Source organism: Lysobacter capsici, assembly GCF_014779555.2.
In the GTDB taxonomy this organism is placed as follows: domain Bacteria; phylum Pseudomonadota; class Gammaproteobacteria; order Xanthomonadales; family Xanthomonadaceae; genus Lysobacter; species Lysobacter capsici.
Genome location: NZ_CP094357.1, coordinates 4,966,035 through 4,977,062 on the forward strand (window position 1 = coordinate 4,966,035; position 11,028 = coordinate 4,977,062).

Below are 11,028 nucleotides of genomic sequence, written 5' to 3' on the forward strand. Positions count from 1 at the left end.
TGCGTAAGCTTCGCGAATCCTTCTCCCGCTTGCGGGAGAAGGTGCCCGAAGGGCGGATGAGGGCATGGGCTTTGCGAGGTCATCGGCGCGGCGCGCGCCCTCACCCCGGCCCTCTCCCGCAGGCGGGAGAGGGGCAACGATCAATGCGAACTGCGCAAGCTTTGCGAATCCTTCTCCCGCTTGCGGGAGAAGGTGCCCGAAGGGCGGATGAGGGCATGGGCTTTGCGAGGTGATCGGCGCGACGCGCGCCCTCACCCCGGCCCTCTCCCGCAAGCGGGAGAGGGAGCAGGAGCCAGCGTTACTGATGCAGCATCAGCAGCTCGAACCCGATCCAGGCCAGCAAGGCCACCAGCAGGATCGCGCCCTCGCGCTTGCTGATGCGCAGGTCGCCCTTGAGCATCGGGTACAGCATCAGGGCGAACACCGCCGCGGCCGGCAGTTCGAAGCGCACGAACGATGCGGGCAGCGGCACCGTATGCAGCGCGGCCATGCCGCCGAGCACGATCAGCAGATTGAACAGGCTCGAACCGATCACATGGCCGACCACGATGTCGCCCTGCCCGCGCCGCGCCGCGGCGACCGCGGCGGCGACTTCGGGCAGCGCGGTGCCGATCGCGACCGGCAGCAAGCCGGTCAGCAGCGGCGACAGGCCCAGGCCGGCGCCGATGATGGCCGCGTTCGGCGAACCGAACCCGCCGGCCAGCGCGGGCGCGGCGTTGCCGAAGCTCCACAGGCCGTTGCCGCCGACGATCAGATACGCACCCAGGTGCAGCAGCAGCACGGCGATCAGCACCCGCACCAGATTCAGGCCCAGATTGGTCTGGGTCTGGGCGAACGCGGCGATGGCCTCCTGCAGCTCGGGCGCCTCATGGCGGGTGCGCGAAGTCGCGTAGGCGACCACGACCACGAACGCCACCAGCATCGCCACGCCTTCCCAGCGGCTGAGCGCGCCGTCCAGGCCCAGACCGATCACCACCAGCGTGCCCACCAGCAGCAGCACCAGCAGCGGCGCCAGCGCGCGCCAGCGCACCACCAGCGGCGCGGCCAGCGCCGCCAGGCCCAGGGTCAGGCCGAAGTTGACGATATTGCTGCCGACCGCGTTGCCGAGCGCCAGCGCCTGCTGGCCGCGCACCACCGCCTGCAGGTTGACCGCCAGTTCCGGCAACGAGGTGGCGAACGCAACCAGCACCAGGCCGGCGGCGAACGGCGAGGCGCCGAAGCGCTGGGCCAGGCCGGAGGCGCCCTTGACGATCGAATCGCCGCCCAGGGCCAGCAGAAACAGGCCCAATACGAACAAGCCGACGGCTTCGAACATGGCGATCTTCCCCTTGCAGTGAACGACGTGGCAGTGAACCGCGTGCGGTGGACGGCGTGATCCGGCGAGCGGCTGCGTCGGTCCCGATTCTAGCGTTGTGGCCGGGCCGGCTGTCGCCGGCCGGTCATGAATCAGCGCTTGCCTGTCGCCGGCGACGGATCAGCGGCGATTCGCCCGCCGGCGACGGCTCAGCCGCAGCCTTCGACGTAATCCACCTGCGGCGGCACGCCGATATGCCAGGACGTCACCTTTCCGGTGGCGTCGGTCTCGAACACCAGCGTGCCCGCGCCGCCGCCGCTGTCGCTCACGCGCAGGTAATGGCCGCCCTGCACGTACTTGTGGTTCTGCCGCTCGACCCGGCCGGCGTAGAGCTTGTCGATCTCAGCCGCGCTCATGCCGCGCTTGCCGCCGCCGGGCGCGGTCTCCTTGTCGTTGCCGACATCGAGACGGACGAATTTGCCGTCCTCGATCATGAAGCCGAAATCGCGCGGGTTGGTCACCCAGATCGGCTGCAGGTAATAGCAGCCGCCGTCGGCCGGCGGCTTGCCCTTGAGCTCGCCGCCCCAGGCCTTCTTGGCCTGCTCGGCGCTCATGCCGAAACGCATGTCGCCATAGCCGTCGAAGCGCGCCTGGGTGTCGCTGGCGGCCGGCGGCGGGTTGGACACCGGCGCGGTCGCGGGCGGAACGCTCTCGGACGGCTGATCGGTGATCGGCGCCGGGTTGGCCTCCGGCGCGGCGTTCGCTGCCGGCGCCGGCGCATCGGCCGGCGCGGCCTCGCGCTGGCAGGCGGCCAGGCCCAGGCTCAGCAACACGGCGGCGAACAGCGTGGCGCGGCGTGGCGCGATCGTCATCGGCGCAAGTTTCATCGGCGGAACTCCGGCGCACGAGGCGCGATTCGAATGGCCGAATCAGCCTAGCGGTTTTGCGTGAACGCGGCGAGAAACGCGGGGCTCGTGTCTGGTCAGCGCGGAGTTATCGAATGCCAACCACGACGCCAGCCTCGCGACGCGATCGGCCCGCCAACGAAAACGCGCGGCCGAAGCCGCGCGTCGCTGTCGCTCCATCCAGGTTCGAAGCGTCGGCCTCGAACCGCGTCGCTCAATCCCGCGAATTCGGATCGAAGTGCTTGCGCAGCCCCGCCCAGCACGCCTGATAGTCGCGCTGCCGGTGCGGCGCATCGAACGCCTGCGCGGTCGGACGGATCACCGCGCGCGTCTCGAACATGAAGGCCAGCGTATCGACGATCACATGCGCCTGACTGAGATCGGCGTGCGACGCCTTCTCGAAGGTCTGCGCATCCGGACCGTGCCCGGTCATGCAGTTGTGCAGCGACGCACCGCCCGGCGCGAAGCCATCGGCCTTGGCGTCGTAGGCGCCGTGCACCAGCCCCATGAACTCGCTGGCGACGTTGCGGTGGAACCACGGCGGCCGGAACGTGTGCTGCGCCACCAGCCAGCGCGGCGGGAAGATCACGAAGTCGATATTGGCCGTGCCGGGCGTGTCGCTGGGCGAGGTCAGCACGGTGAAGATCGACGGGTCGGGATGATCGAAACTGATCGAACCGATGGTGTTGAAGCGGCGCATGTCGAACTTGTACGGCGCGTAGTTGCCATGCCAGCCGACCACGTCCAGCGGCGAGTGGCCGATCTCGGCGCGCCACAGATGGCCCTGGAACTTGGCGATCAGTTCGAACTCGCCCTCGATGTCTTCATAGGACGCATGCGGGGTCAGAAAATCGCGCGGATTGGCCAGGCCGTTGGAACCGATCGGGCCGAGGTCCGGCAGTCGCAGCAGCGCGCCGAAGTTCTCGCACACGTAACCGCGCGAGGCGCCGTCGAGCAGTTCGACGCGGAAACGGATGCCGCGCGGAATCACCGCCATCTCCTGCGGCTCGACCTCGATCGCGCCCAGCTCGGTCGCCAGCAACAGCCGGCCCTGCTGCGGCACGATCAGCAGTTCGCCGTCGGCGTCGTAGAAATAACGCCCCTGCATCGAACGGTTGGCCGCGTACAGATGGATGCCGCAGCCGTGCTGGCCGGCGGCCGAACCGTTGCCGGCCATGGTGTACAGGCCGTCGACGAAATCGACCGCGGTTTCCGGCAGCGGCAGCGGGTCCCAGCGCAACTGATCGGGCGAGACCGGGCCGTCGCCGAAATCGTTGTGCAGGCGCGGCTGGTGGTATTGCGCGAAGGTGCCGTGCATCGCCGCCGGACGGATCCGGTACAGCCAGCTGCGGCGGTTTTCCTTGCGCGGCGCGGTGAACGCGGTGCCGCTGAGCTGCTCGGCGTACAGGCCGTGCGGCGCGCGCTGCGGCGAATTCTGCCCCTCCGGCAAGGTGCCGGCGATCGCCTCGGTGGCGAATTCGTTGCCGAAACCGCTCATGTAGCCGCGCGGACGCTGGCTGACGCTGTCGGTGTTGGGCATCGGGATGACGTTGTCGATGTCGTTGGCTGCGGTGCTCATACGGGCTCGCTGGGCTGTTGGATCTCGCGCCGTGGGCGGCGCGCTATCGGATCGTGACGCAGGTTCAAGTGAGGCTTTGCATTCGGTGGCGCGATGAATCGATACGAACGGGCCGGCACCCTCGAGAGCCGGCGCCCTCAAGAGCCGGCGCCGCTCAGACGCCCATCAAGGCGCGACTGAGCACATACGGATGCGACCGGTCGATCACCAGCGCCAGCTGCGTCGCCAGCTCCAGGATCCGCGGCGTATCGGCGCGCCACGCCAGGATGACGTTCAAGTTGTCGCTGACGCGATCGTCGATCACCAAGGCCTCGTAACCGCCGTTGTCCTGGCGTTCGGCCAGCAGCGGATCGAGCCAGGCGAAGTACTCGCTGACCAGCAACTTGGAACCGTCCGGCTTGTCCGGAAAATCCGGCAGCGGCTCACTGAACCATTCGCTGATGAGCTCATGCACCTCGTCGATCTTGTCGCCGACCGCGAAGTGCTCCATCAGCTTGAACACCAGCGCGGTCTGCCTGAGCTCGTCGGGCTCGGGATCCTCCATCCATTCGAATTCCGGATCGTCCGCCGCGCCTTCGATCGAGGCGGCCAACGACGCCAGCTCCTCCGCGTCGAGCTCGCGGCAGGTCAGCAGATCGACCAGTTCCTTCAGCATGTCCCCACCCTCATGATTTCGAACCGCGCCGGGTCCATGCCGCGCTTCACCCATCGGAACTTCCGGCACGCCAATCCGATTGCGTTCGGTCGCCCGTTCGATGATCAGCCCCGACTCGGCCGCGAGTTGCAGTATCCGCGCCGTATCCGGGCGCAGCACCGTGATTGCGTGCAGGTAGTCAGTGTGATTCTGGCGGAGCAGCAGCAACTCGTAGCCACCCTTCTGCCCGATCAGCTGGACGAACTGCCGATCCAGCCAGACGAAATATTCGTCCGGCTGGAAACGGCGGCCGTCTTCGTGCAAGGGGTAGTCCGGCAGCGGGTCGGCGAAAAAATCGCTGACCTGCTCATGCACCTCGTCGATCTTGCTGCTGTACGCGATGAAATCGCTGAGATGGGAAATGATTGCACTCTGCGTCAGCCGTTCGGGCGCGCGATCCTCCACCCAGTGCAGATGCGGATCGTCGGCCGCGCCTTCGATGGCGGCGACTCTAGATTCCAGCTCCTCCGGCTCGAGCTCCCGGCACGTGAGCAGATCGACGAGCTCCTTCAGCATGGCGATTCCTTCGCGGCCTGGGCCTGTTACAGGGCGCCCATTACAGCACGCCGCGCTGGATCTGATCGCGCTCGATGCTTTCGAACAGGGCCTGGAAATTGCCCTCGCCGAAGCCTTCGTTGCCCTTGCGCTGGATGATCTCGAAGAAGATCGGGCCGATCGCGTTCTTGGTGAAGATCTGCAGCAGCTTGCGCTGATGGGTTTCCGGGTCGGCGTCGATCAGGATCTTGTTCTTGGCCAGACGCGGCACGTCCTCGCCGTGATTGGGCACGCGCAGGTCGATCACGTCGAAATAGGTGTCCGGCGTGTCCAGGAAGTCGATGTTCTGCGCGCGCATCGCCTCGACGGTCTCGTAGATGTTGTCGGTGAAGCAGGCGATGTGCTGGATGCCCTCGCCCTTGTAGGCGTCGAGGTATTCGTTGATCTGCGACTTCGGATCGTTCGATTCGTTGAGCGGAATGCGCACCACGCCGTCCGGCGCGGTCATCGCCTTGGACACCAGGCCGGTCTTGACGCCCTTGATGTCGAAGTAGCGGATCTCGCGGAAGTTGAACAGACGCTCGTAGTAATCCGACCACTTCTGCATGTTGCCGAAGTACAGGTTGTGGGTCAGGTGGTCGATGAAGGTCAGGCCGAACCCGGTCGGGTTCTGGTCGGCGCCCGGGATCGGCTCGTAGTCGCCGTAGGCGCTGCCCTTGTCGCCGTACTGGTCGACCAGATACAGCATGCAATCGCCGATGCCCTTGACCACCGGCGCGTCGATCGCGCGGGTGTCGGCGCCCTCGCCGATCGCTTCGCCGCCGTTGGCGAGCACGGCCTCGAACACCTCGGTGGCCGGCTTCTTGAAGCGGATCGCGAAGCCGCAGGCGCACGGGCCGTGGGCCTGGGCGAAGGCCGAGGCGAAGCTGTCGGGCGACTCGTTGATCAGGAAGTTCACCCCGCCCTGGCGGTACACGGTGATCGGCCGCGACTTGTGGCGCAGCACGGCGGTGAAGCCCATGCCGCGGAAATAGGCGTGGAGCTGCTCGGCCTGGTCGGCGGGCGCGGCGAATTCGACGAACTCGAAGCCGTCGATGCCGAGCGGATTTTCGAAGGTAGTGACCTGCATGCCGAGGTTGGGCTGTGCATTCATGGCATTGTTCTCGGGTGGCGGCCAGGTCCGCTGCGGACGGCCTCGGGGAAAGGGTCGTTATAGTTTCACATGAAACCATAAGCAAGGCACAGTGCAACATGAATCGACCGAATCCGGATCCTGAATCACCCGTCCCGCCGAGCCCGGCCGCCGGCCCGATCGCCGCGACCAGCAAGGCCGTGGGCGGCGCCCGCCATGCCGAGCTCGACCTCGAGCACTTCCTGCCGTACCGCCTGTCGGTGCTGTCGAACCGGGTCAGCGGCGCGATCGCGCGGGTGTACTCGCAGCGGTACGCGCTGAGCGTGACCGAGTGGCGGGTCATGGCCGTGCTGGGCCGTTATCCGGGCCTGTCGGCCAACGAGGTCGCCCAGCGCACCGCGATGGACAAGGTCGCGGTCAGCCGCGCGGTCGCCCGCCTGACCGAGGCCGGCCGCCTGGAGCGCGAGACCCACGACGACGACCGCCGTCGTTCGGTGCTGCAGTTGTCGCCGGACGGCTACAAGATCTACGACGAGGTCGCGCCGATGGCGTTGGCGTTCGAGCAGCGGTTGTTGGTCGATATCGAACCGGCCGAGCGCGAGGCGCTGTTCCGGTTGCTGGATCGGCTGGATGAGTTGGAGATGCAGGCCGAGGCGGAGATGGCGGCGGATACGCGCTGAGGTTTTCGCGTTGAGGTTTTTCGCGCTGAAGATTTCGGCGGCGCGTGCATTGGTTTCAGCTGGTTGACGGCGGCTGAGTTCCTCGTTGGCTTGATAGCAAGAGCAAATCCCCCCTAGCCCCCCTTTTTCAAAGGGGGAAACGGTTTCGCTTGAGCGGAAGGTTACGTTGGCAACCAAGCATCGATGCTGTTGCCTTGCCGTCTTGCCGTCTTGCCGTCTTGCTGCCTTGCTGCCTTGGCTTGCTGTTGCTGTTGCTGTTGCTGTTGCTGTTGAAGCTTAGCTTTAGCAACGCATTTGCTCTTGCCCGGCGCGGCTTGTAACTCGCGATGCAATAGCGGGCCCGAAGGGCGGCACGCATGGATGCGTGCCGTAGGCCACCCAGGACATGGATGTCCTGTGTGGCCTACCCCCGCGTAAGCACCGCACTTGCGGGCTCTTGATTCGAAACAGGAACGCCTTTTTCTTTGGTTACTTTCTTTTGTGGCTTTGGACAAAAGAAAGTTACCCGCCGCTTTAGCGGCGGAAGCTTTTGATGTTGCCCCAAGCTTTGAAGCTCCAAAGCTCCAAAGCTTTGAAGCTTTGAAGCTTTGAAGCTTCAGAGCTTGAAGCTTCAGAGCCTTCAAGCCAGAGGCAAGATCAGCAGCTTCCGCCCGCAAGCGGGCGGGTTACTTTCTTTTGTCTAAAGCAACAAAAGAAAGGTAACCAAAGAAAAATGCTTTTTTGTGAATCAAGGGCCCGCGCGATCGGTCCAGACGCGGGCATGCGCCACACGGGACATCCTGTCCCGGTGGCGCACGGCGCACATCCATGTGCGCCGCCCTTCGGGTGTGCTTTTGCTAACGCGAGTTCCAAGCTTCGCAGCGCTGGATGAACTGCGCGGCTTCGTGCTCAAAGCACGAGCAAAGACTGAGCAAAGACTGAGCAAAGCCGGAGCAAAGCACGAGTAAAGCGCAGCTCGTTCCATGCAAGTTTCGACGCAGGCTCAACTATTTCCCGCGCCCCCGAACGATCAAAAACACCACCAACCCCACCACCGCCACGCCGACACCCAACACACCCAACAGCACGATCAGATGAAAAACGCTGACACCACCCATGGCCCCACTCCCCGATCTCCAGAAACGAAAACGGCAGCCTGAGCTGCCGTTTTCGATAGAGCGATCAAGCGATCAGCACAACCCGATTACTTCACCCCGTGCATCAACTTCTGCACCAGCGGCGCGACCAGGAACAGCAGGCCACCCGCGCCCACCAACGCCCAGAACCCGAAGGTGTAACCGCTCAGCGCCGAGGCCGTGGTCATGCCGCCCTCGCCACTGACCACGCCGGCGAAAATGCCCGACAGGTTGTTGCCGATGCCGGTCGACAGGAACCAGCCGCCCATGCCGAAACCGACCAGACGCACCGGCGCCAGCTTGGTCACCATCGACAGACCGATCGGCGACAGGCACAGCTCGCCGATCGACTGGATCCAGTACACCGCGAACAAGGTCCAGAACGGGATCTTGCCGGCCTCGCCGACCAGCTTGGTCAGCGCGAACATCAGCAGCAGGAACGCCAGGCCGTTGAAGATCAGGCCCAGGCCGAACTTGCGCGGGATCGACGGATTGGCGCGGCCCATCGCCACCCAGATCCAGGCGATCAGCGGCGCCAGGGTGATGATCGCGACCGAGTTGACCGACTGGAACCACGCGGTCGGGAACACCCGCTCGCCGCTGATGCTGAACACGAAGTCGGCCATCGAGGCGCCGAAGATGTCGCGGTTGACGATCTTGTCGGCGAGGAAGGTGAACGAGCTGCCCGCCTGCTCGAAGAACATCCAGAACAGGATGTTGAAAGTGAAGATGATCAACATCGCGATCACCTTGTCGCGCTGCACCGAACCTTCGCGGAAGCCCTCGACCAGCAGCAGGCCGCACAGGCCCAGGAACATCGCGGTCAGCACGCCCTGCAGCGCGTTGGCGCCCATGGCGAGCAGGAAGTACACGATCGGAATCGCGACCAGCGCGCCGAGGAACACGTACAGCACCTTGGCCTTTTCGGCCTTGCCCTCCGGCGGACGGCCGATGCCCTGCAACTGCTGGCGGCCGAACCAGAACCACACCAGGCTGATCAGCATGCCCACGCCGGCGGACAGGAACACCATCTTGTAGTCCGGCAGGGTCTCGCTGCCGAAGATCTTCTTCGCCAGCCACTGGGTCAGCAGCGGCGCGACCATCGCGCCGAGGTTGATGCCCATGTAGAAGATGGTGAAGCCCGAGTCGCGGCGTTCGTCGCCGGTGCTGTAGAGCTTGCCGACCATGGTCGAGATGTTCGGCTTGAACAGGCCGTTGCCGCAGATGATCGTGGCCAGGCCGAGCTTGAAGATCTGCTCGTTGGGCAAGGCGATCATGAACAAGCCGGTCGCCATGATCACCGCGCCGAGCAGGATCGAGCGTTGATAGCCGAGGATGCGGTCGGCGACATAGCCGCCGAAGATCGCCGCGGCGTAGACCAGGGCCAGGTAGGCGCCGTAGACGCGGTTGGCCGAGGCTTCGCCGGAGGCGTCGCCGCCGTGGAACTGATGCACGATGTACAGCACCAGTGCCCAGCGGATGCCGTAGAAGGCGAAGCGCTCCCAGAACTCGGTCATGAACAGCATCCACAAGGGCTTGGGATGCCCGAGTCGCTGCGAGAAATCCGGGATGGGCGCGGTGCCCTGGGTGGCTGGTGCGGCTCCGCTCATGCGGTGTCCCCTGTCGTGTCGAAACTGAATGAAAATCCCACGCCGACGGCACGGGTCGGGGAGATTTACCGGTGCGGGCCGGTCACGTCAAACCTTTGTGAAGCCTGTCGTGATGTGCTGCGGCGCAACATTTGCGCCTGCAAGTGCCTGAATGGGGGTGGATTTTGCATCGGCCGATGGGCGAAGTTCGGGGTTTGGGACGCGTACGTGCGGCGATCGGGTGACAACTGTCACCTCTGCGGGGCGAGCGGCTCGCTCTTCGATACCGGCGCGGTGGGTGTGGATTCGCGGTCGCGACTTGCGCCGCTCCTACAGGGAGGCCATGCGGGGGCGCGGTGATCGCGATCTCATGCGAGCCGCGGGCGCCGCTGACGCTCGGCGGTCGAAAGCACCTCTCCCGCCTGCGGGAGAGGTCGCCGCGCCTGGCGCGGCGGGTGAGGGCTCGCTGGACGGCGTGCCCCCATCCCAGCCTTCCCCCGCAAGCGGGGGAAGGAGCTAAATCTGCAAACCTCAGGCCGGGCCAGACCCGCCGCCGCTACCGCCACCGCTACCGCCACCGACCGGGCAGCCCTGCGCGGGCTCGGCCGCGCCGTAGCCTCCGGCCACCCCGATGCTGGTGCGCACCTCGAACAGCTCCGGAAAGAACGTCAGCTCCAGCGCCTGCTTGAGAAAGCCAACGCCGCTGGAACCGCCGGTGCCGCGCTTGAAGCCGATGATCCGCATCACCGTGCGCATGTGGCGGAAGCGCCACAGCTGGAACTGAGTCTCCAGGTCGACCAGGTCCTCGCACAGCGCGTACTCGCGCCAGTAGACGTCGGTGTTCTCGTAGATGCGCTCGAACACCGGCTGCAGCGCCGGGTCGCTGACGTGCGGGCGGCGCCAGTCGCGCTGCAGATGGCTGGCCGGGATGTCGTGGCCGAAGCGCGACAGGTACATCAGGAATTCGTCGTACAGGCTCGGCGCCGCCAGCGCGCGCTCGAGTTCGACTTGTCCGTCGGGGTCGTGCGCGAACACCCGCAGCATCGCCTCGTTCTTGTTGCCGAGCATGAATTCGATGGTGCGGTACTGCAGCGACTGGAAGCCCGAGGACGGCCCCAGGGTTTCGCGGAACCCCATGTATTCCGACGGCGTCAGCGTTTCCAGCACCGACCATTGCTCGGTCAGCTGGCGCAGCACCTGCTTGCAGCGCGCGATCACTTTCTGGCTTTGCCAGACCTGATCGCGACGCAGGTGGATCAGCGCGGCGCTCAGCTCGTGGACGATCAGTTTCATCCACAGCTCCGAGACCTGATGCTGGATGATGAAGAGCATCTCGTCGTGGTGCACGGGATCGGCCAGACCGCGCTGGGCCGACAGCAGTTTGTCCAGCTGCAGATAGCCGCTGTAGGTGATGCGTCCGTGCAGGTCGGTATGGATACCGCTTTCCAGTTCGCGCTGGTTCTTCTCGACGGACATCGGCGGGGCTCGCGGCAGGGGCGCAAAGCGTAGCGCATCGGGCCGGGCGCGGGGTCGCAAAGCATGCGC

Annotated in this window: 8 protein-coding genes; 1 reads left to right on the forward strand and 7 read right to left on the reverse strand. The window is 65.4% G+C overall.

The genetic code is table 11. From position 1 onward, the window contains the following. Positions 1 to 298: 298 nt before the first annotated feature. The 5 genes from IEQ11_RS20395 to hppD form a co-directional block, all read right to left on the reverse strand. Complete coding sequence (locus IEQ11_RS20395; protein WP_191822026.1) at positions 299 to 1,315, reverse strand: sodium:calcium antiporter; 1,017 nt, start codon at positions 1,313 to 1,315, stop codon at positions 299 to 301. Positions 1,316 to 1,503: 188 nt separating this feature from the next. Continuing rightward, positions 1,504 to 2,166: a lectin gene (locus tag IEQ11_RS20400; protein WP_191822035.1), complete on the reverse strand. Its 663-nt coding sequence runs from the start codon at positions 2,164 to 2,166 to the stop codon at positions 1,504 to 1,506. Between the two features lie 247 nt (positions 2,167 to 2,413). Beyond that, a complete protein-coding gene (gene hmgA / locus IEQ11_RS20405) occupies positions 2,414 to 3,739 on the reverse strand; it encodes a homogentisate 1,2-dioxygenase (protein ID WP_228464670.1) in 1,326 nt (441 codons plus the stop codon). Positions 3,740 to 3,932: 193 nt separating this feature from the next. Next, positions 3,933 to 4,988, reverse strand: coding sequence for a hypothetical protein (locus tag IEQ11_RS20410; protein WP_191822027.1), 1,056 nt, complete (start codon positions 4,986 to 4,988; stop codon positions 3,933 to 3,935). A gap of 40 nt (positions 4,989 to 5,028) precedes the next feature. Next, positions 5,029 to 6,120, reverse strand: coding sequence for a 4-hydroxyphenylpyruvate dioxygenase (gene hppD, locus IEQ11_RS20415; protein WP_096415825.1), 1,092 nt, complete (start codon positions 6,118 to 6,120; stop codon positions 5,029 to 5,031). 98 nt (positions 6,121 to 6,218) lie between these two features. Here hppD and IEQ11_RS20420 point away from each other — a divergent pair, with 98 nt between their 5' ends. Continuing rightward, positions 6,219 to 6,779 (forward strand): MarR family winged helix-turn-helix transcriptional regulator, encoded by a 561-nt coding sequence (locus tag IEQ11_RS20420; RefSeq protein WP_191822028.1) that lies wholly within the window; start codon positions 6,219 to 6,221, stop codon positions 6,777 to 6,779. 1,183 nt (positions 6,780 to 7,962) lie between these two features. Here the strand turns inward: IEQ11_RS20420 and IEQ11_RS20425 are convergent. Both IEQ11_RS20425 and IEQ11_RS20430 read right to left on the reverse strand, forming a co-directional pair. Next, positions 7,963 to 9,504, reverse strand: a complete 1,542-nt coding sequence (locus IEQ11_RS20425; RefSeq protein WP_036106689.1) for a peptide MFS transporter — start codon at positions 9,502 to 9,504, stop codon at positions 7,963 to 7,965. A gap of 510 nt (positions 9,505 to 10,014) precedes the next feature. Then, positions 10,015 to 10,959, reverse strand: a complete 945-nt coding sequence (locus IEQ11_RS20430) for a tryptophan 2,3-dioxygenase (protein ID WP_191822791.1) — start codon at positions 10,957 to 10,959, stop codon at positions 10,015 to 10,017. Positions 10,960 to 11,028: the final 69 nt, after the last annotated feature.